Annotated in this window: 20 protein-coding genes; 11 read left to right on the forward strand and 9 right to left on the reverse strand. The window is 58.1% G+C overall.

All coding sequences use genetic code 11. The annotated features are described in order from the left end of the window. Window positions 1–9 precede the first annotated feature (9 nt). Window positions 10–594, reverse strand: coding sequence for a DUF4157 domain-containing protein (locus LOY36_RS17195; protein ID WP_258669131.1), 585 nt, complete (start codon window positions 592–594; stop codon window positions 10–12). A 349-nt stretch (window positions 595–943) separates the two neighbouring features. Between LOY36_RS17195 and LOY36_RS17200 the strand changes: the two genes are divergently transcribed. The 6 genes from LOY36_RS17200 to LOY36_RS17225 all read left to right on the forward strand — a co-directional run bounded on the left by LOY36_RS17200 (window position 944) and on the right by LOY36_RS17225 (window position 6,866). Continuing rightward, complete coding sequence (locus LOY36_RS17200) at window positions 944–2,320, forward strand: hypothetical protein (RefSeq protein WP_258669133.1); 1,377 nt, start codon at window positions 944–946, stop codon at window positions 2,318–2,320. A 315-nt stretch (window positions 2,321–2,635) separates the two neighbouring features. Then, complete coding sequence (locus tag LOY36_RS17205; RefSeq protein WP_258669136.1) at window positions 2,636–3,154, forward strand: isochorismatase family protein; 519 nt, start codon at window positions 2,636–2,638, stop codon at window positions 3,152–3,154. 129 nt (window positions 3,155–3,283) lie between these two features. Then, window positions 3,284–4,153 carry a GyrI-like domain-containing protein gene (locus tag LOY36_RS17210; RefSeq protein ID WP_258669138.1) on the forward strand — a complete coding sequence of 290 codons (870 nt, stop codon included), beginning with the start codon at window positions 3,284–3,286 and terminating at the stop codon, window positions 4,151–4,153. 736 nt (window positions 4,154–4,889) lie between these two features. Then, window positions 4,890–5,252: a hypothetical protein gene (locus LOY36_RS17215; protein WP_258669143.1), complete on the forward strand. Its 363-nt coding sequence runs from the start codon at window positions 4,890–4,892 to the stop codon at window positions 5,250–5,252. 54 nt (window positions 5,253–5,306) lie between these two features. Then, window positions 5,307–5,615, forward strand: coding sequence for a hypothetical protein (locus LOY36_RS17220; RefSeq protein ID WP_258669147.1), 309 nt, complete (start codon window positions 5,307–5,309; stop codon window positions 5,613–5,615). Window positions 5,616–6,605: 990 nt separating this feature from the next. After that, window positions 6,606–6,866, forward strand: a complete 261-nt coding sequence (locus tag LOY36_RS17225; RefSeq protein ID WP_258669149.1) for a hypothetical protein — start codon at window positions 6,606–6,608, stop codon at window positions 6,864–6,866. Window positions 6,867–7,057: 191 nt separating this feature from the next. Here the strand turns inward: LOY36_RS17225 and LOY36_RS17230 are convergent, their stop codons facing one another. After that, window positions 7,058–7,522, reverse strand: coding sequence for a VOC family protein (locus LOY36_RS17230; protein ID WP_258669151.1), 465 nt, complete (start codon window positions 7,520–7,522; stop codon window positions 7,058–7,060). Between the two features lie 205 nt (window positions 7,523–7,727). Between LOY36_RS17230 and LOY36_RS17235 the strand changes: the two genes are divergently transcribed. Together LOY36_RS17235 and LOY36_RS17240 are read left to right on the forward strand one after the other, a co-directional pair. Next, entirely contained in the window at window positions 7,728–8,789 is a 1,062-nt protein-coding gene (locus LOY36_RS17235) for an alpha/beta fold hydrolase (protein WP_258669153.1), read from the forward strand. Window positions 8,790–8,949: 160 nt separating this feature from the next. Next, window positions 8,950–9,261: a hypothetical protein gene (locus LOY36_RS17240; protein WP_258669155.1), complete on the forward strand. Its 312-nt coding sequence runs from the start codon at window positions 8,950–8,952 to the stop codon at window positions 9,259–9,261. A gap of 12 nt (window positions 9,262–9,273) precedes the next feature. Here LOY36_RS17240 and LOY36_RS17245 read toward each other — a convergent pair whose 3' ends face one another. From LOY36_RS17245 to LOY36_RS17275, 7 genes are all read right to left on the reverse strand, one after another. Beyond that, entirely contained in the window at window positions 9,274–10,593 is a 1,320-nt protein-coding gene (locus LOY36_RS17245; RefSeq protein ID WP_258669158.1) for an outer membrane protein transport protein, read from the reverse strand. Window positions 10,594–10,755: 162 nt separating this feature from the next. Further along, on the reverse strand, window positions 10,756–12,657 hold the full coding sequence (locus LOY36_RS17250) for an acyl-CoA synthetase (RefSeq protein ID WP_258669160.1): 1,902 nt from the start codon (window positions 12,655–12,657) through the stop codon (window positions 10,756–10,758). Further along, window positions 12,657–13,613, reverse strand: coding sequence for a fumarylacetoacetate hydrolase family protein (locus LOY36_RS17255; protein ID WP_258669163.1), 957 nt, complete (start codon window positions 13,611–13,613; stop codon window positions 12,657–12,659). Before LOY36_RS17255 ends, LOY36_RS17250 begins: the two co-directional genes overlap by 1 nt. A gap of 82 nt (window positions 13,614–13,695) precedes the next feature. Next, window positions 13,696–14,787: a VOC family protein gene (locus LOY36_RS17260; RefSeq protein ID WP_258669164.1), complete on the reverse strand. Its 1,092-nt coding sequence runs from the start codon at window positions 14,785–14,787 to the stop codon at window positions 13,696–13,698. 84 nt (window positions 14,788–14,871) lie between these two features. Beyond that, on the reverse strand, window positions 14,872–15,486 hold the full coding sequence (locus LOY36_RS17265) for a TetR/AcrR family transcriptional regulator (RefSeq protein WP_019580165.1): 615 nt from the start codon (window positions 15,484–15,486) through the stop codon (window positions 14,872–14,874). Between the two features lie 235 nt (window positions 15,487–15,721). Next, the gene (locus LOY36_RS17270) at window positions 15,722–16,366 is read right to left on the reverse strand and encodes a TetR/AcrR family transcriptional regulator (protein WP_258669168.1); all 645 of its coding nucleotides are present in this window, start codon (window positions 16,364–16,366) and stop codon (window positions 15,722–15,724) included. Window positions 16,367–16,368: 2 nt separating this feature from the next. Continuing rightward, window positions 16,369–18,036 (reverse strand): bifunctional 3-(3-hydroxy-phenyl)propionate/3-hydroxycinnamic acid hydroxylase, encoded by a 1,668-nt coding sequence (locus LOY36_RS17275; RefSeq protein ID WP_258669171.1) that lies wholly within the window; start codon window positions 18,034–18,036, stop codon window positions 16,369–16,371. Between the two features lie 232 nt (window positions 18,037–18,268). Here LOY36_RS17275 and LOY36_RS17280 point away from each other — a divergent pair, with 232 nt between their 5' ends. From LOY36_RS17280 to LOY36_RS17290, 3 genes are all read left to right on the forward strand, one after another. Then, window positions 18,269–21,169, forward strand: a complete 2,901-nt coding sequence (locus LOY36_RS17280) for an AAA family ATPase (RefSeq protein WP_258669174.1) — start codon at window positions 18,269–18,271, stop codon at window positions 21,167–21,169. A 276-nt stretch (window positions 21,170–21,445) separates the two neighbouring features. Continuing rightward, window positions 21,446–21,661 (forward strand): hypothetical protein, encoded by a 216-nt coding sequence (locus LOY36_RS17285; protein WP_258669177.1) that lies wholly within the window; start codon window positions 21,446–21,448, stop codon window positions 21,659–21,661. 117 nt (window positions 21,662–21,778) lie between these two features. After that, entirely contained in the window at window positions 21,779–23,284 is a 1,506-nt protein-coding gene (locus LOY36_RS17290; RefSeq protein WP_258669179.1) for an efflux transporter outer membrane subunit, read from the forward strand. Window positions 23,285–23,292 lie beyond the last annotated feature (8 nt).

The raw sequence follows: 23,292 nt of genomic DNA on the forward strand, positions 1-23,292 counted from the left end.
CGCTACCCTTCAGTGAGCCTCTCCCCGCACCGACCGTCGAACCTCAGCCTGTATGGCATAAGCCGGCGCCTCCACAGCGTTGAAATCTTGTGTATAGCGCTGGGCAAATCCTTCTACCCCCCATTCCCGAAACTGCTGCACGTGCTTCAGTTCGTGAGCCCAGAGCGCGATGTCCTGTTCTGCGGTTTGAGTGTCCCGGAAGAGGATGATGTCGATCAGCGTCACGGCACCGACGTCGGGGTTTTGCAGCATGGAAGTGGCGGCGCTGAATTGGCCGTTGTCGCTCACTTTGTAGTGCGCGGCATCGAGGACGCTGGGGTCGTACCAGCGCAGCAGTTGCTCCCGGATGTGCGGTGGAATGGGTTGGATCTCGGCGCTGGCTGCTTCAGCGCGTGCCTGGGTCAGCCACAGCGCCAAGGCAGGTGCCGCGACCTGGTAGACGCCATCAGGCATCTGCCCCAAATCTGGCAGGCAGATGCAGCCGTTCAGGCACACTTGTTTCTCGCCAGGTGGGCAGGCGTTAGTCTGGGCTTGCACTACAGGAGTCAGGCCAAGAACAGACAGCGCCACCAAGCATGTAATGATGGGCGGCATCGGACCCTCCAGGGACGGAAGCAGGGCGGACAATCGACGACCCGCATAACTTTAGCGTATCCCTGTCGGGTCTCTTTTCGATGGATGCTTGGGGTCGTTTGCTGCCCGCCCGGAGAAGCCTCTCTCGAGCCTCGCCCTCTCCCCGTCCTAAAGGTTTTGATGGTCAAGCCGATCAGATGAACTCGATACTCAGATACCGACGAAGGACCGTCTCCCCTCGATATTTCTTGGCCTTCGACTACCACGGACATTGTCTCGACCACGTCGCAACAATGTCAAAACCTCGATCCCCTCACAAGATGCATCCGCTATCACGATGAATTACGGGTGCGCCAAGGAGCTGTTTGCAGTGAATCTTCTATTTCGCCTGGCGGGTGTTGCCATCGCTGTGACCCTGGCGGGTTGTGCCCTGCAAGGCAACGGGATGGCCAACTACTATAAGCGCGAGGCTGCCGAGCAGGAGGCGCAAAATCGAGCCATGGCGACCCGAGTACAATCCCGGCCGCTGCCGTTGGATAGCACTTTCAGACTCGACCAAACTGCCGTGCTGACGGTTGACGTACCGGCTGAAGGCACCGAGCCAGCTACCCGGGCCCGGCTTTTCGCGACCTGCGGTTCGTTGACATTGGCGATGGATTATCGACAGGCAAAGAGGTGGAGCAGTCCCTATGTTCTGCCAGCAGACAAGGCGCGGAACATCGCTCAGCAGATGTGCCAAGCGCTCCGAGACAGCGTTTGGAAGCAGCTTCCCGGTGACAGCGAAGACCTTTTGTTATTGGACCCTGGCACCCTGGGCATCGTGAATTCCCGACGCTCGATCTGGGCGGGCATCGACTTCAGGCGCACCCGTCTGGACGAAAGCGAAGGAAAGCCCTACGACCGCCAGTTCGAGCGTGTCGAGGTGGACTGTGCAACCCGCCAGGCCAGCACTCGCCAGGCTTATCGTTTAGGCGATCAGATTTTGCTGCCGCCGCCCGTTAAGCCAATCGACAGTGCATTGGACACTGAACAACGTGCCCGGCTAATTGGCGCCGTGTGCGCCGAGCCCACCAACCTGGCGAAACTCGCCACGCCAGTCACTCGGCAAAAATTGCCGCCGGACATGCGTACACCGGAGCTACCGGCGACATTGTTGACACAGGTCAGCGCCCTACCCCTGGGACAACCGACCCACACGCTCAACCATCTGCAATTCACCTACAACGCTAGCTCTCCGCTCGTGCCGCGCGCCGTGGTCAACGACCATCCAATGGACTTGTATTTGCAATCGGGCCCGGCCCGCGGCATATGGCGCGAGCAAGCGACGGGAGCACTGGGCAGCCAGCGTGTAAGCCTACGCTGGCGTGGGCTGATCGAACTCGCCGCGACGAGCAGCACTGAGCTCGCTGGCAAAACCGACCAGCAAAGCACCCTCACGAACATCGACCTGGATGGTGATTGGCAAAAACTCAAACCTGGGAGTGTTGTCACTTACAGCAAACACTTCACTCAGAGCACCGGCAAACCATTCGTGCAGAAATTTGAGTGTTCGGTAGGCGAATCCCTTCCCGCCACACATACAGTCGCCTCACTGCAAGGCATGGCCCGCAAGGTTACTTGCGTCACCAATAATGCCCTGCAGACAAGTAACGAATACCTCTATCTAGAGGCCTATGATCTGTTCGTGGAAACCGCCGATATTTCTAAACTCATAGTCCAGATCAACACACTCAGGGCGGCAGAATAATGCGCAATCACGGGCGTATTGGGTCGATTGCAGCCCTTCGCAACAGACGTCACCGACTAGAAACGGACCTCAACGATCAATACAAGCAGTAACCGCCACGCAGGTCACGCCCCCTTGCCAACCAGATACCGTGCAGATACTGTCCACTTTATGAATCAGCCACGCATTGCCTCGACCACCACGACCACGACCGCCCAAGGCGGGTCGTGAGAGGTGTCGTGAGCCAATAACGCACGAACTTCAAAGGCCCGCCAGCGATGGACAGGGCCTTTTCTTTTGCCCTTGTGTCGCTGGTCCAAACGCAAGGAAAGCACTATGTACGCACTGTTGATTCTCGATATGCAGGTTGGATTGTTTCATGGTCCGGATAAACCATGGGCTGGCGAAGCGCTGCTGAACACTTTGAATAACCTGTTGAGCAAGGCCCGCACGGCTGGCGCGCCAATTTTCCTTGCTCGCCACGTCGGCCCACCTGGCTCGCCAATCGAACCTGCAAGCCCGTTGGCGCAACTGGTACAGGAACTGCTGCTACAAGGCGACGAAGTAATCTTCGAAAAAAACCGACCCAACGCTTTCGCCATGACTGACCTGGCCGATCGGCTAAAGGCTTGTGGATCTCAAGGTGTGGTTATTGCCGGAATGAAGACCCAGTATTGTGTCGACAGCACCTGCCGCGCCGCACGCGATCTTGGATTCGATGCAGTACTGATCGCCGATGGTCATACCTGCACCGATACCCCTGAGTTGAAGGCCGAACATATCATCGCTCATCACAATGCGACCCTGGCGGGTCCATTCTGTCGCGTCGTTCGCGCTGAGGACTGGCATTTTTAACCGTTTACATCGCCGTGGAAGAAACCGCATCGGCCAACCCAAAACGTACCTTGAGCAAACGCGGCTAGGCGCGTTTACACCGTTATAGTCGATTCTATTGCCGACCGTACTTCCAGGAGCCTTTTCCCAGTGTCTGACATGCCGAGCAACTTCGCCTACACAAAACGCTTCAACGCCGTACTCGCCTACATCGATGCCAATCTTGAAGGTGACTTGTCGGTGAAGACGTTGAGTCATGTGGCGAACTTTTCGGTGTTTCACTTCCATCGACAATTCAGCGCGTTCGCAGGTGTGCCGGTCTCACGTTATGTGCAACTGATGCGGCTACGACGCGCGGCACATCGCCTGGCCTCCCTCGCTGATCACTCGGTACTGGACGCGGCACTCGGTGCCGGCTTTGAAAGCCCCGAGGCATTTTGCAGGGCGTTCAGGCGGGCGTTCGGTATGACCCCGAGTGCGTTCAGGAAGGAACCGAACTGGCAGGTCTGGAATGCGGTATTCGCAATCCCTCATTTTTCCAGGACTATCATCATGCAAGTACGAATCGTGGAATTCCCAGAAGTCAGGGTCGCAGCGCTTGAGCACTGCGGACCACCCGGGCTAGTCAATGAGAGCGTGCGCAAGTTCATCGAGTGGCGCATGCAGAGCGGACAGTCGCCGGTGGCATCGAGTCGCAGCTTTGGCATTCCCTATGGCAACCCCGACACGACACCTGCACAAGCATTCCGCTTCGCCATCTGCGGCGAGATTCACGAGGCTGTGGCGCCGAATGAGTTCGGCGTACGCGAGATCGTCATTCCTGGCGGTCGCTGCGTCGTGGTGCGACATACGGGGTCACCGGATCACATCGGCGAAACGATCTATCCGATTTACCGCGATTGGCTTCCTGCCAGTGGCGAGGAACTCCGTGACCACCCGTTGTTCTTCAATTACCTGAGCGTCTATCCCGAGACGCCGCAGGATCAATGGCAAACTGACGTGTATATTCCGCTTCAATAGCGGAGCAAGCAGCTTTCGACCCTGACGGACATTGACGAGTGTCCGCTCAGGGTTGGCATCCGCATCAACGACGACAGCTTCTTTGCCCGTAACCCAGGGCCTGTTAACGCTTCGCGACAAAGTCAACGAGGGGAAAGCGCAAACCCGCGAAATCCTCGACTGCAGAAAGCCATCCTGACCGGTCGCTTTCCAGTCCCATTGGCAAGTTTTCAAACCCTGTACTACTGTCATCTCGTGCTGGATGCTCGGGATCGCGGACGTTCGATCTCCCCCAAGGTCATGGAATGAAGACCCCATCGTGAACACACAAGTGTTCCAACCGCTGTGCATACGACGTGTACGACGAGCCCAATGGCTCCGGTTCACAGGGAGGTGCTTATGGTGGCTTCAGGTCTAAAGTCTCGGCAGCAAATGCTGAGTATTCACCAATGTATTGATATAAAACATTCTGCTTTTCTCCCCTACCTCCCCTCGCATCCTGGCTCCCTATTTCAGCCCGCTACGTACCAGTAATTGAGCATGCGCAGAGTGCACTGCCTGAGCATGTGCCTAGTGTTGTTGCCTGCCTGCCGGCATGGTTATGGCTGATGACATTCCATTTCCCGGAGGTACTGCTCGAGATGTACAGTCAATACTAGGCACAACCACCTTTTTCATCCCCCAAGGTGGCCCGATTCATGGACCTGTACTGTATGCACTCCCCAAGTACAGCGGGCAATGATGCGAAGAGAAAATGATGAATACTATTAAAGGCAGCGCACCAAAAACCACTATCAAAAAAATACTGCTTTGGATGCTACTACTCGCCACAACATCATACGTCACATCATGCATATTTATTTCAAAACAGAAAAGCATAGCTTTTGAAGCAATCAATATTGGCGATACACAAGGGGTTGTTATCAACCGACTCGGGATCCCTTCTCATGTAGAAAAACCAAGCACTTTATTTACCCGCTACGCATCGCACCACTGTCAACATCCTTGCGTTGAGCGACTATGGTTTGAAAACCGTTTATCCTTTGATATAGAAGCATGGTCGGTAGAACTGGATGAAGGTGGCCGAGTAGTTAAGAAAGCTTATTGGGCATCGCCATAACTGGCCATGTACTGCTCTTTGAAACGCGCTTAATCCTAGTGCAGGAACTGGACCATGAGTCAACTAGAAAAAAGGAGCAAAGTAGGACTCCGTATTGCATTAACTATTGTCTTGTTATTGACATGCATTGTTTTTTTTATTGGCATTGAGCTGTATTCTGGAATTGCACCACAAAAAGCCGTTGGCTACCCCAATTCCGGCCAACTTAAGCTTTATGTATTATTTCCAGCCGCATCAGTTCTTATTAGCGCTTTAATGCTGACCTTCTCAAAAAAGCTGCCGAACTGGTTGTTGATTGTTTTTATACCGATTCAATTCATCGCTATTTTTACGGTTTTTATTTTTTTTGGTGGTGGTGTGTAAGGGCGTCGCTTGTCGGGAAATGGAATTAACGCTACCGCTGGCTGCTGGGGGGGCGTTTCTGATTCGTGGTCACTAGGTAATGGGTCCGCATCAGGGTTTGGATTCGTTTCTCCACAACTAGGTGCTAATTACAACTACTCCTTCCAGGCTGCATGGAAGATTGGATCAGGATGGTGAGAATGAAGAGTATTGGGCTGTTAGTTTTTATTATATCAATGTGCTTACTGGGAATAATGTGCTTGTTTTTTTCTGAGAAAACGCAAGGCATTATAATCAAGTTGATTGACCGGGCAGGCGCATCAAAAAATTACCCATTCAAGAGCCTGATCAGGTCAAGCAATTATCTATATATTCTTAGATCAGTTGGCGCATTAGCTCTTCTAATGTCTTTTTTCTTAACATGGGGACTGATAAATAACTTATAAAAAAAATACACACAGATGGAGATCACTCTTGGCATCTGCATGGAAATACCCCACCCCGGCGAGCTTCCAGATCAGAAAGCATGTCCGGCCCGGCCATTGGCTTGCCCGCAATTGGTGCGGTGCTAGCGGGCGAAAGTGAGCCATCAAAGTCAGGGTGTAAAAATGACCGACGGAAGCGAACACTTATTTATCGGAAGGCTGGCAATCCTGCCATTTGCCTTTGTTCAGTGGGGCGTTTTGCTTTGGTATGTGAGTTCATTGCGGCGATTACGTGACAATTTTCTGAAAAGATTAATAGGAGGAGCCGTATCTATTGCGACCATTTTCGCAGTGACATTCGGACAAATGGAAGCTTACACAATAATCACTTCTATGCCGCACCCAATGACTGACAACTTTTTCTTTATTGCATTCTCCATCGAGCACGCTGCGTCCATCTTCTTTATCTTCTACACTGTAATTAAAAGACGAAACCACCGAAGGAGAGGGATATACCGATAGCGGCTCACAAGATCAATCTGTAATCAGAGGCAATCTGGCGATACAAAATCTGGGAGGCGAGAGAATGAATGCACTTAAATGCGTCGTGGGAGTACTGGCCTTAGGCTTTTGGTTTTCTTCATTTTTTGCCTGGAATTACTTTGATGCTCACGGACTGAGAACGCCGGATCTTCAAAGTGGAAAAACCTACCCGCTGGATACGCACGGTTCGGTTGTATATCTAACGTCCCATGAGCATTACTTTTTGTACGGTTTGATCATCGCTGGCATAGTGTTTTTCCTGCTCAGCGCTGTTTTTTATTTTGTCGGGAGCAAGCGACCATAGTTTGTTGCCAGTGGACACAATGAAGAAGCACCATGGCGCTAACCAGCAAAATTTCACTCTACGACAGTCGATGGCCCACGCTCTTCCTTAGCGCCACGGTTTATGGGGGTCAGTCTCGACATCCGCTCGCAGTGACCACGTAGAGCCTGGACCAATCGGCTAGTCAGCGTGGCAATGCCGAGCGCCCTCCCTCAGCCCTCCTCGGCAAATGCATCCTTGATAAATGCCTCCAGCTCTTTCTCTTCAAGCAACTCAATAGAAAAATGCCCGAAGCGTTTCGGTAACCAGAGTATGCGTGTCCCACTTGGCGTCTGGAGGTTATCGCGAGACAGCGGCTTGCCGTTTTCATCTTCCGGCTGGACGCCTGCGTCGATCAATTCGTCGTAGGCTGCCTCGATGTCCGGTGTGGAATAGCAGTGCCGGTAGATGGTGCCTTCGCCGTTGGCGTCCATCAGAGCCTTGAGATTTCCGGTAAACGGTTGCACCAGCATAAGGCGCTCCGTACCAAACATGACGATCGCATAGCGCACATGCAAACCGTCGCGCTGCCAATCAAGTGTCTTTGAAATTCTGGCGCTGAAGACACGGGCGTAATACCTGCACGCTTCCTCGAGGTCTTTGACGAGAACATCAACGTGGCTGAACTTTAATTTCAATGGCCCCACCTTCTTCAGATATGCGATTTGATACCGAGATCTCTCCCTATGTATCACAGTGTGTCTGATTAGCCTCTCGATACATGGCTTTTCACTTGGCCTGCGATTCGACACAGGCCAGATACGTCGCCGCGTTCAAATGCAAGCAAGGTTTCGAGGGGATCAGCCAGAACCCCTGGCCAACGGCTTGCAACGGAGATATCACATGAAGATGGCACTGCAGAACAAAACCGGCAAAACCCGCCACCGCCTGCTCGGTTCATCGATCCTCGCGTTTACCCTGTTCGGTATTCTCGGCGCGGCCCACGCACAAACGACCGCCGCGCAGCCAACCGCGATCGATGCTGGCGCCACTCATGCAACACCCTCCCCGTTCGGCCCGCTCAAGCATGTCAACGCCGGCCTGCTGGACGTGGCATACGCCGAAACAGGCCCGGCTAATGGGCCAGTGGTGATTCTTCTGCACGGCTGGCCGTACGACATTCACAGCTATGACGAGGTCGCCCCGTTGCTTGCCGCGAAGGGCTATCGAGTGCTGATGCCGTATGCGCGTGGCTATGGCGATACGCATTTTCTGTCCGATAAAACCGTTCGCAATGGCCAACCGGCTGCGCTGGCCAGTGACGTCATCGACTTCATGGATGCGCTGAAGATCAAACAAGCCGTGCTCGGTGGTTACGATTGGGGCGCACGCTCGGCCGACATCGTCTCGGCGCTGTGGCCAGAACGGGTCAAGGCGCTGGTCTCGGTCAGCGGGTATCTGATCGGCAATCAGGCGGCCGGCAAGAACCCGCTGCCACCCAAGGCTGAATTGCAGTGGTGGTATCAGTTTTACTTCGCCACCGATCGCGGTCGCGCCGGGTACGAGAAAAACACCCACGACTTCGCCAAGTTGATATGGCAACTGGCTTCGCCGAAATGGGCGTTCGACGACGCCACTTTCGACCGCAGCGCCAAGGCGCTGGAAAATCCCGACCATGTCGACATCACCGTGTTCAACTACCGCTGGCGCCTGGGCCTGGTCCAGGGCGAGAGCCGATACGAAGCGCTGGAGCAGAAACTGGCCACGGCGCCTTCCATCAGCGTGCCGACCATCACCCTTGAAGGCGATGCCAACGGTGCGCCGCACCCGGCCCCCGAGGATTACGCCAAGCGCTTCACCGGCAAATACGAGTTCCGGCTGATCAGCGGCGGCATCGGCCACAACCTGCCGCAGGAAGATCCGCAGGCGTTCGCCAAGGCTGTGATTGATGCGGATCACCTTTGAGGTGATCTGAAATCCATGCACTTGCCCCGATGAACACCTTCACAGCAACGGCTCGTTTTATTTAACGAGCCGTTTTAACCAAGGCAGGCGCAACACCGTCTAATCTAAATAGAACACGACCACAAACACGCCTCCAGCCTCTTGATACAGGGGAAACGGGATGATCGGCAAAACAGCACGCCAATGCTCGTCATGGATCCTCCCTTCCCTGCTCGCCATCAACCTGGCCCTGACCGCGGGCTGTGCGGGCAAAACTTCCACGGCCCGCTACTCGGCCTCAAGTACAGACTCAAGCGCAAGCTCAAGTTGCTATGCAAAAGCGCTACCCACTGCTGGCGAGGGCGGCCTGGCCTGGGGCTCGACCCTGGACATGGCTCGCCAAAAGTCCATGGATAATTGCATACGCTATGCCGGCCAATCCGGTGGCACGCCGACGACCTGTCATGTGGTGATGGCGGAGTGCAAAAACTGATAGGAGCGGCAATTAGTACCGATACGTTGCCTGCACTGAAATTCCATTCGCACTGTTTTTGTAATGGGCACTGTATTCCGGTTGAAGACCGGAGTCGTTCGAGTGTGTTACGGAGGCTTTTGAATCCCAGAGATAACCATAGGCAAAGTCGATCGTCAGATCGGGATTCGGCAAATAAGCGCCGCCCAAGGTCACCGCCTGGCGATTGCCGACCGGAACACGCACGCTGCGATCGGCATTTCCAACAGGCGCCGGGTCATAGGCATAGCCTGCGCGTATCAGCCATTGCGGGTTCAATTGATAGGAGGCGCCAACCGCGGTGGACCATGTGTCGTGCCAGTTCATTTGTTCGGCCACATTCCCCAGGCCGGCAGCCTGGCCCATGGCGGAAACACCACTGTTGATTGCCTCGACCTTCTGGATCCGGCTCCAACGCGTCCAGGTGGTCCCCAGGTATCCGGTCCAGCGACTATTGAAATGATGGGTGATGGACGTATCCACTTTTTCGGGCATCGTCAGATCTATCCGGGTGTCATAGTTTCCGTCCAGCGGGATAACGCTCGGGGAGCCGGAAACCTCGGTATGCCCTTTGAGGTGATAGCTCACTTTCGAGTGATAAGTAATCCCCCAACGGGTGGCCTCGCTAAAGTCAACCAGGAGGCCGACGTTGTAGCCAATGGCCGTGTCATCGCCCTTGATGGTGACCAGAGTGTCCTGGCCGTTGTTCAAGGCGCCGGTTGCCATGTAATTCTGAAGCTTTGCATCGAAATGGTTCAGGGTCGGTCCGCCACCAATGGACACGTAATCATTGATCCGATAGGCCAGTGTGGGCTGCAGGGTTATCTCCTTGGTCGTGCTGTAGGAACCATGGTAACGACCCTGAAAAGTGCTCTCGTAGTCATTGATCAGACCACTCGGCGCATACAGGCCCAGCCCCATCGAAAAACGATCATCAAGCGGTGTCGACAGATAGGCGAAGGGCACGACCCCCAAAGGAACCGAATCCCCCTTGTTCGTTCCTGTGGCACTGCTCTGTGCATCACTGATGTCGTCGCTCACCGAGACGATTGCGGCCCCGCCGGAAATCTCACTGCGCCGCAACTTGGTCAGGCCTGCGGGGTTTCCGTAAATGGTGCTGGCGTCCAGCGCCGATGACGACCGTCCCGCATAAGCAGTTCCCGCACTGCTTGCACTTTGTTCGTTGAGACCAATGCCATTGGCGCCGGCAATGGTCGAGGCGCTGAGCAGTGCCATGGCACTGGCGAACTTAATCCAGACAGCACACTTTCGCTGAACAGAAAGACACGGAATCACACGGCTATTCAGTTTCATTTTCCACCTCTGTTTATTGTTTTTGTTGATTGCACGCAGGCAAGGCTTCGCCTTCCTGTGAACTTTTCAGCACCGGTTGGAGTTGAATCGAAGTTGTGTAAAAGACCCTGGCGGAACAGCGCCAGGGCATGGCTGCTGGACTGACAGATGCGAATCAGAGACTCAAGTAAGCCACTCGATCTGGAAGCTGTAGTGTCCCAAGAGCGGCGCCAGGATTTCCTGGTCGGCTCCGGCCCGGATGCAGGCGACAGGCCCACGACGAGTGTCCTGCACGACCTCGACAGCAATATCCGCAAGCCCCAGGCGCCCCGCTTCCTGCTGGACGACTCTGGCAATCTCCCGCTGCTGCAAAGCAGGTTTGAATATCTTGCCCACGGCCGTCAGTGGCAATGCTTCGAGGATTTCAATGCGCTTGGGAACGGCGGCCCGCTCACTGATGTGGAGATGGGCGAACGCCTCCAATTCTTCGGCCTTGCAAACTTGCCCGGGGCGCAACTGAACGTAGGCCACCGGCACCTCCCCCGAGTAGACGTCGGGGCTGCCGATTGCAGCGGCCAGGGCGACGGCGGGATGCGCCTGCAGAACCTCTTCGATTTGCTTGGGATCGATGTTGTGGCCGCCGCGAATGATCAACTCCTTCTTGCGCCCGGTTAGCCAAAAGTAACCCTGCGCATCCTGGCGACCCAGATCACCCGTATTCAGCCAGCGCTGACCGTCGATATCGATCCAGAGGCCCTGGTTATGACGCTCCTCCAGATAGCCATCGAAGAGGTTCGGACCACTGATCGTGATGAGCCCGATTTCATCCACGTTGGCATCGCGCAGGTATTCACCCGCGTCATTGAGCACGACCGCGCGCATATTCTGGTAGGCGATCCGTATCCCGATGGAACCGATGCGGCGCTCGCCATGGGGCGGATTGATTGAGGAAACGCAGGCGCCCTCGGTAAGACCGTAACCTTCAAGGATCTTTAACCCGGTCCGGCGCTCGAACTCTCGCAGAAGCTCAGCCGGCATGGGCGCCGCGCCACACATTGCGTAGCGAAGACTGGACAGGTCGCGACCCTGCCATTCATTTTGCAGAAGTGCGGCATAGACCGTTGGCACGCCGGAAAAGAAGTTGATACCGAAGTGCTCGACCATCTCCCAGAATCGCGGGATCACCCCCTCGCCACGATACCCTTGAGGCGTCCCGAGGATCACATGGTCGCCTTGGGTCCAAGGCATTAGTCCCGTCACCATTTGTCCATTGACATGAAACAGCGGCAGGCCACAAAAGATAACCTGGCCACTCGTGCGAGGTTGCATGTGAGCGGCCATGGCCCATGCATTGAATACTTCCGAGCCATGGGTTCGCGCAGCGATCTTGGGGAGCCCGGTGGTACCACCCGTACAGATGTAGGAAGAGCACTCATCCTGGCGGATTTGTCGACCGCTAATCAGGTGTGTGTGCGGCTGAGTATTCATCAACGATAGCCAATCGTGGATCGCGATACCGCTGTGTAAGTCTCGCTCCTTCAGTGCCATGGCTTGCAGGATCCCGCGCACCGGTTCGGCGACATAGGGCTCCATGCTGACCCAAACGACAGACCTGACCGCGGGCAACTGATCCAGCTGCGAAGCCAGTTTTGGCCACAGATCGCTACCCGGAGTCGGTGCGAGCGTCACCACCACGGAGGCCTTCGCGGCATTCAGCAAGCCGGCCATCTGCTTGGCCTCGAGCAGAGGATTGATCGCCATGACGATGCCAGCCGCCTCCCCGCCCCATATGGTGAAATGGGTTTCCGGCAGGTTGGGCAGGATGAAGGCAAGCACCTCACCCGGTTTGATGCCCAGGTCATGGAAGGCATTCGCCGCGCGGGTGATATCCGCGAAGAGCTGGGAGTAGTTCCACTCGCAGGTGCGCTTGAAATCGGCGGCATTGGCGAAGAAGCTCAGCGCCGGCGCCCGAGGGGTGCACTTGGCGGCCTGCCGCAGCGCTTCATAGGTGCTGGATGCCAGGCCACGCTCCGACAAGGGGACTTGTTCGAGACTTTCGATGTCACTCAGGGTCTGCACTGTCATCAGGCTTCCTCCACGACTCGGTTACGTTGCACGCCGAGGTCGATCACACCATCAGCGCTGCGAATGCGCGCCTCGACCACGTCACCTGGCTTGAGATACTGCATCCGGCTTTCCTGCGCCTTGAGGAACAGCTTCCACTTGGCAGCTTCTGGCATCAGGGCCGCAATCCGCTGTTTGGCAGGCGAAGGAACGGTCAGTGCACAGCCGGCGGGCGTACCGGTGGCAATCAGGTCTCCAACGGCGAGGTCTTGCACGGCGGAGAGTTCGGTAAGGGTTTCGGCGGGGCCGTAAACCAGGTTGGCCGTGCTGTCGTTCTGGCGCACCTGGTCGTTGACCGTCAGGCGCAACTGCAATGCCTTGAGGTAAGGCATGCTCTTGGCATCCAGAAGGCAGAGATACGGGCCGACCGGGCCAAATGTGCGGAAGCTCTTGCCCTTGTAGAACTGCATCTGAGGAATCTGAATGTCACGAGCCGAGTAGTCATTGACGATGACGACGCCTGCGATGAACTCATGCAGATTGGCGTCGGTAACAGCCACAGCGCCGGTGATCGCGCGTTTCATCACCAGCCCCAGTTCGATCTCGTAATCAAGGAAGCGCACGGTGCGCGGCTTGATCAGGTCGCTGTCCGCCGCCACCAGGCAACTGGTCGCCTTGGTGAAGATCATGTTGAATTTCTTCGCATCCGGGTCCATGCCCGACTCGATCATGTGCTGACGGTAATTGGCGCCCTGGCAGACGAACTGCTGGTTACGGGTGATCGGCGACAGCAGTTTCACTTCGCCCTCCGCAAGCTCCGTACCTTTTATTTGAGCAAGGTCGTCGAGGCTGTTCTGGCGAATGAAATCACCGGTGGTTTCAAAAACACCGGGGACAACCGTGATACGGCCCTGGCGTAGCACGCCCCAGTGGATACCGTTCTGAAATTCAAAGCGGACTACGTGTACAGCAGACATTGAAGGTACTCCTGGAGCAGCGTTTGTCCCGCCCGCGGCGGCGCGAGATCTGTGGTGTTGTTCTGTGGAAAGGCTGGCAGCCCTACCCGAACATCCGCATGAGTGTTACCAGCTTGCGAAGGGTCAGGTCGGGGCTGCGTCGCAGATTCCGGATCAGCGCACGCAGCTTGCTCAAACTCATCCTGGGTTTTGTAAAGCTCTTGGGCATGCGCTGCCCCCACTGCGCCATTGCCTCGGGGCTTACGGGATGAATACCCGTAGGCTGTGCGGCCGTGAACACATCCCCGTCGCAGTAATGCTCGTGCTTATCGCCCCAAGGGTCTTGCCAGTAATCGAAGATCTGACTGCCCAGAATGTGCCGGCCAATGCCCCATGAGTGCTCCCAACCGCGCTCGCGCAGGACGCGCTGCCCCATTCCCACCGCATCGGCATCGACAACTTCATAGGCGCTATGGCTATAGGTGGCCATGAACCCTTGTGCTATCGCGAGCGTATGGTGAGCGGCGGGAACTTCACCGAGGTCAAGGCGCATGAAAGTGACGATAGGTGTGCCATCGGGGAGCACCTGCACATCGCTGGGAATGAACCCGAAATGCTTGGTATACCAGGCACAGGTCGCCTGGTAGTCGGCCACTTCGATGACGATGTGACCGAGTCTGAGTACTTCAGGGGGAGCGATCGGCGGACGCTGCGTGGCGTTGACTCGCGGTTGCTCGTGCGCCAGATTCCAGGCAAGAGGCGCTCTGTGTACCAGCGTTTTACCTGGAATCTGCTCACAAACAGCTTCCACGATGAAACCGGAAGGATCGGTCAGTCTGACGTAATACCCCCCACCCGGATGTTCCGATTTCTCGACCGCTGACGCGCCCGGGATTCGCGTCAGTTTCTGCAGATCCTTGAGCGACTGGACTGCCAATCCGAACCCGACAAAACGTGCCTGTTCTGCACGATGGACTCGGTAACAGTATGCAGTGGGATCAGTGGCGCGCAGATAAAGCGTATCGGCGTCCTGCTGACTGACTGTCAGGCCGAAATCGGTCAAAAACCGCGCCGCCTCGTTCAAGTCCGGCCGCTGAAAGATCAGGTGAGTCAGCCCCTGGGCCTTCACCGTCGGCTGCGGATGCCGGGCGGGTTGTTGCGTTGCCAACCGGTGCAATTGGTTTTTGTTGTTCATTGTTCTTGTTTTCCGGGTTTTTAGGGTAAAGCCGTCCCCGCGCCCCTGAAAATCCAGAGGCGTTTAGTTGAATCGGCTTACGAACTAGTCGAGAGAAGGAAGTGTTGGCAGCTCTGTAGTCGCCAGCGCACGAGCCTCCTCTGGTGCCACACCCAATGCCCGCAGCACCAGCTCGGCCGTGTCAGAGCCCGATTCGCGCCACGTTCTATGCCCTTCCAGCACCAGGAAAATCGAGCCCAGCACACTGCTCGATATCAGCGTCAAAACTGAGAGCAATTGCTCCTGCGCAAACGTGTACCGCCCACTGGCAAGTCCACTCAGAAGATCGGTAGTCGCCTGGCTGCTGAACATTTCGCGCAACGAAGCATTGCTCATGGCGAACTTATGGATAAACGCCCCCCAATGGGAGTCCTCATGAGCGCGACGAATGAAGAGTCGAATGCCATTGGCAAGACGCTGAGCCGGATCGGTGAGAGCGTCGAAGCTCTTGTTGACGCGCTCATGCATCTCCCTGGCGAGATGGCTGGCAACTGCCTCGAACAGGTTTTCCATGCTGTCGATGTTGCTGTAGATCGTTCCGCGCGCTACTCCTGCCTCTTGTGCGAGGTCAAGGATGTTCACCTGGGAGGTACCTCTTTCAGCGAACAGGCGGAAAGCGGCTTGATGAATGCGGCGCTGTGTCGGATTCAGGGATTCCACGTTCTCTCTCCAAAATTACCTTATGGCTCAATTGAACACTCGTGTTCAGTCGCAGTCAACAAGGTTTTTTGAATCAAGAACGAATCCATCCAGGAAAACCGTTCTATGCCGCATAAAAACGGATTCCTCGAATGTTTTTTCAAGGTCCACGAAAAGATTTGGAGTTCTATTCACCAACAAAAATGAACATGAATGTTCAGCAGAAGGCCTGGCGAATCGAGAATGACATCAGGGGCTAAGGTAGCGGCTTACCGGCGATTTTCTTGGCTCTGGCCGGTGTTACGCCCAGCGCCTTGAGAATCATCTCGGCGACCAGCAGATCGTGCTCTGCCGCCGCACGCCCCTCGACAACCGAGCGCATGGCTCCGGTTGTGCACGATACGACCATGTCCAGGGCGCCCCCTTCGTCCTCGTAAGCGAAAGTGCCCGCGCGCAGACCGTCACGCAGGTCGCCCAGCACATGGTCAGCCAAGCGCGAACGCATGGCCTGATCGGAATGGATGATGCGCAGCAGTGCGTTAGCCCATTGATGGTCGTAGGCAGCCCGACGGACGAACATGCGCACGCCGATCGAAAGCCGCTGTGCGCCGCAATGCACGTCCGAGCTCAAGGCGGAAATGGCATCGGAGAACTCGGACGCCATGGCGATGCCAACCGCCTCGAGCACTTCGTCGCGCGTTCGAAAATAGTTGTAGATGGTGCCGTTGGATACCGCAGCCTCTGCGGCGACCTCGAGCAGTGCAATCTCCCCCACCTCCTTGCGCGCAACAAGACGCAATGCCGCGTCCACCAGGCCGCGACGGGTGCGTTCACGCTTCTTGTGACCTCGAGTGAGAGGTTCTTGCGCAGTTTCTTCTGAAGGAAAAGTGGGGGACGGCATCTTCACGCTCTTAATCGAGGGGGCTCGTTGATGGTAATGGAAACGCTATCGGCAGTGGAATCGACGCTGGCCATCAGGATCTGGCACTCTCGAACCAGACTGTCTGCCTCTGTGCCGGGAGCGTGGTGCATGATGATACGGTCGGGGCGAATCGCAACGAGCGTGCCTTTGCCAGCCAGCGGCAGGATCTCATGGTTCAGGTCTTCGATGAAGTCGCAACCGCTGTCGGAGCGCTGACCGCAGGGCCCGATCTGCAAGAAGTGACCGCCCATCTTGATCCAGGAAAAGACTTGAGCAGTGCTCAGCAGTGATAACGGGTCAACACCGAACCCGACCAGGGTCAGGTTATGTCCCAGCGCATCGTCACTCAGCTGGATCCGCTGTTGCGTGTTGCGCACCCAGGCCTGGGGAAACAGACTGCCACGAACCAGTTTGTCGCCACGACGATGCTGCATGAACAGACCCTGCTTGAAGATGTTCTTCGACTTGATGTCCAGCTGTTCGAAGTATTTTCTGGACGCGGGCGTCAACGCCAGCGTGCGCATCATGCCGTGGATGAAGAAAGCGGCGACCTTGTTTCTCGGCATCACCAGGCGGCCCATGAGTTTCGCCAGATTGATCATCGCCTGGGCATGGGGACGACGCTCCATGTCATAGGTATCGAGTATTGAAGGCGCGGCTTGCCCGTGAAGGACCCAGGCCAGTTTCCAGGCTAGGTTGGCGCCATCTCGAAGTCCTGCGACGAGACCTTGCCCGACAAAGGGCGGGGTGATGTGGGCCGCATCCCCTGCAAGGAAGACTCGCCCCTTGCTGAATCGGTTGCAGCAGCGCGCGTGGAATCGATACACCGCCTTGCGCTCGATTTCCAGCTCCTGCGGATTGATCCATGGCGCGATCAGCCGGGCGATGCTTTCCGGGCTTTCCGGGCTTTCCAGCTCTTCCCGGGATTCGCCGGGGTGCAGCATGAACTCCCAACGTTCCCTTCCGCCAGGAGCTGGCATGTGCGGTGTCGGGCGCCGTGGATCACAGATAAATTCAACGTGATCAATCGCTGATTGATGCCGGTTCCTGGTATCGACAATCAGCCAATCCTCTGCATAGGTTTGTCCTTCGAATTCCTGGCCAATCAACGCCCTGACCCTGGAACTTGCACCATCGGCACCTATCAGGTATCGGGCGCGAACGGAATGCACATGGCCATCCTGGTCCCGTACGGAGGCCACGACACCCTCCGACTCCTCGACCAGATTCTCAAGCTCGAATCCACCCAGGCTGGTCACTGTCTTCAGTCGGGAGACCTGGTTGCGCATCGCATGTTCAAGGTCGGGTTGATAGAACGTCACCAGTTTGGGATGACCGTCGATGCACCCTGCGGTATTGGCCCGACTGAATTGCCCGAGGACCGGGGAATGCATCTTCACTTCAGGGATAACGATCTTCTCGAAAGCATCCTCCGACAATCCGGCGAGTTGCAGGATGCGAAGCGCCTCGTTGTCCAGGGCAATGGCGCGGGGCATCAGCAGGACCTCATGGGACTTGTCCAATACCAGCGTCTTTACACCATAGCGGCCGAGCAACGCCGCGATTGTCGCCCCTACCGGACCGTTACCGACAACCAGCACGTCGACAGCGGTGGAAGGCAATTCGGAACCTTTCTTGTTGTTGTTCATCTCGAGCCCTTGTTGTGATTGAAGTCGTGAGACACGCAGGTCTCATCGTCAGGCAAGGTGAAGGTATGTAAAATTGAAACATTTTTCAATATTGAAATTCTCGTCATTAATTTTCCGGCACCAGTTTCCGACCGACGAGGCTTGGCTTCCGAGCCGATCAGCGTTGTTATTGGAGTGACCACGTGCCATGCCTCACGGCGCATAACTCTGTTTCAGTTCTCAGGAATCCAACGTGGCACGTCCGCAGTCCCATCCGAACCCGGTCCAGCTCCGCTTCGTCGAGTTCGAACTCGACGAAACCAACGCCTGCTTGTCTCGTAATGGAGAAGCCGTGGCGTTGGCGCCAACGCCCTTCATGCTGCTTTGTGCACTTGCACGCCAGCCGGGATCGCTGGTGACCAAAGATGCTTTGCTGGATGAAGTGTGGGGACATCGGTTTGTCAGCGATTCAGTGTTGAAGACGGCCATCAGCGATCTGCGCAAGGTGCTGGGCGACGACCCCAGGCAGCCCCGCTTCATCGAGACGGTGTCGCGGCGCGGCTATCGGTTCATCGCCGGGCCATCCCCTGCCCCTTCGATACCGTCTGCATCCACGACGGTGCCGGCGGTTGTTGCCTATCCGTCGACACCATTCATTGGTCGCACCGACAAACTCTCAAGACTGCAGCGGGTATGGGAGCGGGCTTGCGGCGGGCAGCGTGCAGTGGTTTGGCTGGCCGGAGAACCTGGGATTGGCAAGACCACGTTGATCGAGCATTTCCTCGCGAGCCTAGGCGGCATCGCCTGTGCCCGCGGCCACTGCGTGGAGCATTACGGCCCCGGCGAACCGTACCTGCCGGTGCTGGAGGCGTTGGCCGATCTGTGCCGCAGCGACCCTGCCCTGCCGGCACTGCTGCGCACCGTGGCGCCGACCTGGCTGCTGCAACTGCCGTGGCTGAGCACAGCGCAAGAGCGAGACGCGTTGCGGCGCGAGCTTGCCGGCATCGGCCCGGATCGCATGCTGCGAGAAATGGGCGAACTGTTGGACCGCTACACGGAGCAGCGACCGCTGCTGCTGGTGACCGAAGACCTGCACTGGAGCGATCGGGCAACGGTCCAGCTCATCGACTATGTGGCGCGGCGACGTGGCCGCGCGCGGCTTATGTGGCTGTCGAGCTTCCGTGTCGCCGAGGTGGTAGCGCTCGAACATCCGCTTAACTCATTGCGCCACGAACTGCGCCAACAACGTCTGTGCGAGGAAGTGGTGCTCGATCCGTTCTCGGAAACCGAAGTCGCTGACTATGTCGCGCTACGTTCGACGTCGCTGGCGCGCGATGAATCCTTCGTGCGTGCCCTGCACGAGCGCACCGACGGTGTGCCGCTGTTCGTGTCGTCAGTCATCAGTGAAGTGATGGACCCTGCGGACGACGACGCCACCATCGAAGCCCGACTGGCGGGAATGGCGGTTCCCGAAAACCTCGCGGCCATCATTGATCACTACATCACCAGGCTCGGGCACGAGCAGCGTGCGCTGCTCTCGGCGGCAGCAGTCTGCGGCGTCGAATTTCGGGTCGAGACGGTTTCGCTGGCCCTCGAGCGCGATCTCGCTTGCGTGGTCGACACCTGCGAGGAACTGGTGCGTGAGCAGATGTGGCTCACGCGGTCGCGGGTCGCCGAACCTGATGAAATGGCGGAGCTGCCCTACTCGTTCCGCCATGCCCTCTTCCGCCAGGTACTGTACGACCGCACGCCGCGCTCGTTGCGCACCCACCTTCATCACCAGGTTGGCGCTGCGCTCGAACACGAACGCATGGCCGGCGTGCCGGTGGCGGCCTCGGAACTGGCGACACACTTCGACCGGGCTCGGCAGCCGATGATCGCGCTGCGTTATTACGCCGAAGCCGCGGAAGCCGCGCTGCTGCACTTCAGCCCGGCCTTGTGCATCGGTCTCACCGAGCGCGCGCTGGTCCTGCTGCGGCAAGCACCGGAAGGGATCGAGCGCGATACGCTCGAAATTACCCTGGCGACGCTGCAGGGCGTATCGGCGTTCCATACGCTCGGTGTCGGCAACGAAGCCAGGAACGCGTTCGAACGCGCGTACACGCGGCTAGCGGAGCTACCCGAACATCCGATGCGCGGGCGCCTGCTGCACGGCTTCGGCTATCTGCTCGGGCTGCGCGGCGACTATGCGCAGGCGCTGGCGGTAGCAGAACGCGCCGAAACCCTCTCGTGCGAGGCGAATGATTCAACACTCATGCTGGTGGCATGCATCGTACAGGGCGAGGTGCATCATCTTCAGGGGCGTACACAAGAGACCCGCCAATGGCTGGAGCGCGCGCTTGCAATCGCCGAGCCGCTGGATATCGGGGCGAACGAAATCTTTGCGGCCGATCCTCAGGTCATGCTGCACGGTATGTTGGCCATAGAACTCGTGCGCTCCGGTCTTGTTGTGCAAGGCCGGGACCACATGCAGCAGGCGCGAACCCGCGCACAGGCGCTTCGCCAGCCCATGACCTGGCTGGTCGCCACCTGGCAAGAGGTGTTGATCGAGGTGCGGATGGGCAACCCTGTGCGGGTGGCAGCGCTGGCTGACGACATGCAGGCGCTGGTCGACGAGTATTCGCTGGCACTGGGGCGCACGGCTTGTCGCTGGTGGCGCGGCTGGGCCGAGGCGCGCAATGGCGCTCCACGTGACGGCTACCGCAGCATCCGCGAAGCCTACGACGAACACACCGGACTCGGCATGCGCTCCGGTGCCAGCGAAGTGCTCGGCTACGCCGCCGAGGCGCTGCTGCTGGCGGGTGATTTAAACGCTGCGCAAGTCGAGCTACAGGAAGCACTGCGAGTGGGGGAAGAACTGGGCGAGCGCGTGTACCTGCCGCAACTGTTGCTGCTGGAGGCAGCGATTGCGCGGATGCAGGGCCGGCTCGATGCCGGCAACACCGCAGCGCGGCGGGCAATTGAGGAAGCGCGCGCCCAGGCGGCACCGGGGCTGGAGCTGCTCGCGCTGGTCGAGTTGTGCGAGCACCACGACGCGGCTGCCGAGGACCGCCAGGTCCTGGCGGCGCTGGTTGAGCAATTGCCCGAAACCGATGGAACCGAGCTGGTGAAACGTGCGCGCTCGCTGCTTCAGGCTGCAAAGCCCGTGAATTAAAGACGCAAAACCTGTGGGAGCGAGCGTGTGTGGCGAGGGGGCTTGCCCCCGTTGGGGCGCGAAGCGCACCCGAATCCAGTCACCGCGATTTTGAGTTAGAAAGCGGCGACCGGTTTTACGACTGCTTCGCAGTCGAACGGGGGCAAGCCCCCTCGCCACAGAGGCAGGCTCCCACAAGGGCTGCAGTGGTCCCGACCGAAGTACGACCTTTCGCTTACGACTCGACCAGGGGGACGGCCTACGCTGTCGTCGAACTTTCTGATCCCCTGGTCTGCAATGAGCCTGAACCCTGAATCCAAGTACCCGAACCGCCGCTCATATGTCGTGAAGCTGCGTAGCGACGCCACGCCCGGGGCGCTCGTGGGCCGCCTCGAAAACCTGGTCACCGGGCGTCAAAGCGAGTTTTCGTCCGCCGAAGCGTTGCTGGAGTCGATTGACTCCGACCTCGCGTCAGCGACCGGCGAGCACGCGGCAGATGCCGACAGCGAATGACACCTCCAACCTGAATCAACACTCGATATGGCGACCGAACGGCGACGCTTCGCTGACGACTTCGCACACACCGGGCCCTACGCTGATGCCACCTCGAATCTACACGAGTCCAATGCGATGCCGCGACTTCCAGTTTCCTTTCCACTGTCCCTCCACACCGGTCGGACGACCTTGCAACGGACCGGGCTCGCCGTTGTAGCGGCCGCCCTTTCCACTTCGATCGCCCTTGCCCTGGCCGGTTGCTCCACGCCAGTCGTCAAGCCGTCGGTCGACCTGCCGAGCAACTACGCCGCGAGCACGGCCTCCGAGATGGAACCCGAGGCAGCGTGGTGGGAGGTCTACCACGACCCGATGCTGACAGATCTGGTGCGCCGGGCAGCGCGCGAGAACCGCGACGTCAAGATTGCCGCCGAGCGTCTGCGCGCCGCGCGTGCCGGCGAAACGGTCAGCCGTTCCTGGCTGTTCCCGAGCGTTGGCGCATCCGCCTCCGGCAGCGATCGCAGCAGCGGCTACAACTCGGCCACGAAACAGGGTTATCCGGATACCAAGACCACCAGTGTGGGCCTGGACGTCTCGTGGGAGCTCGACCTGAGCGGGCGTCTGCGCGCTGGTGCAGCAGCGGCCGACGCCGATGCGCTGGCTGCGGAGCACAGCATGCGCGGCGTGCGCCTGCTGGTGATGAGTGACGTCGTCAGCAACTACTTCACACTGGTCGGCGCGCAGCGCCAGGTCGCGACCCTGCGCGCCATCTCGGCGATGCAGGACGAGACGCTGCGTCTGGTCACCGCGCGCCAGCAGGTGGGGCTGGCATCCGCCTTCGACGTCGAGCGCGCGCAGACCGACGCCTTGTCGGCGCGGGCACAGATTCCGCCGCTGGAAACGCTGGCGGCTATATCGCGCCATCGTATCGCGGTGTTGATCGCCGATCAGTCCTTCAATACCGCGAACATCCAGCCCTCGAACGGCGATGCGGCGGTGCCCGAAGCCAAGCCGGGCCAGCCGGCCGAACTGTTGCAACGCCGACCTGACGTACTGGCGCTGATGGCGCAGCTCGACGCAGCCAACGCGCGCCGTCAGCAGGCCGCGGCCGAGTGGTTCCCGCGGCTCTTCCTCGGCGCGTCCTTCGGCCAACAGGGCCTGACCCTGAACGGCGCGAGTCTCGGCGCTGCGCGCTTCACCAACGTGGCGGGCCTGCTGGCGATGCCGATCTTCAACGCCGGGCGCACGCAAGCGATCAACGAGGCTGCCGAAAGTGCTCAACAAGAGGCAGTGCTGCGTGCCGAAGACGGCATCGTAAAAGCGCTCGAAGATGTGGAGAACGCCCTCGTCACGCTGGCGCAGGAACGGCGCCGCTCCGGGTCGCTGCAATTGGCCGCCGCATCCGCGGAGTCTGCGCAGAACCGCGCCCAGTCGCTCTATAACCGCGGGCAGATCGATCTGCTGCCGCTGCTGGATTCACAGCGAGCGCGTCTGGCGGCTCGCCTGAACGCCAACGAAAGCAACACCCGCCTGCTGCTCGACAGCGTGCAGCTCTACAAGGCTTTGGGCGGAGGCTGGCAGGTGTTCGAACACCCCGCTACTCCCACCGCAACCATCGAAGCCGACCGGCCACCACTTTCCTAAGAATCTGT

Source organism: Pseudomonas sp. B21-019 (genome assembly GCF_024749225.1).
GTDB lineage: Bacteria > Pseudomonadota > Gammaproteobacteria > Pseudomonadales > Pseudomonadaceae > Aquipseudomonas.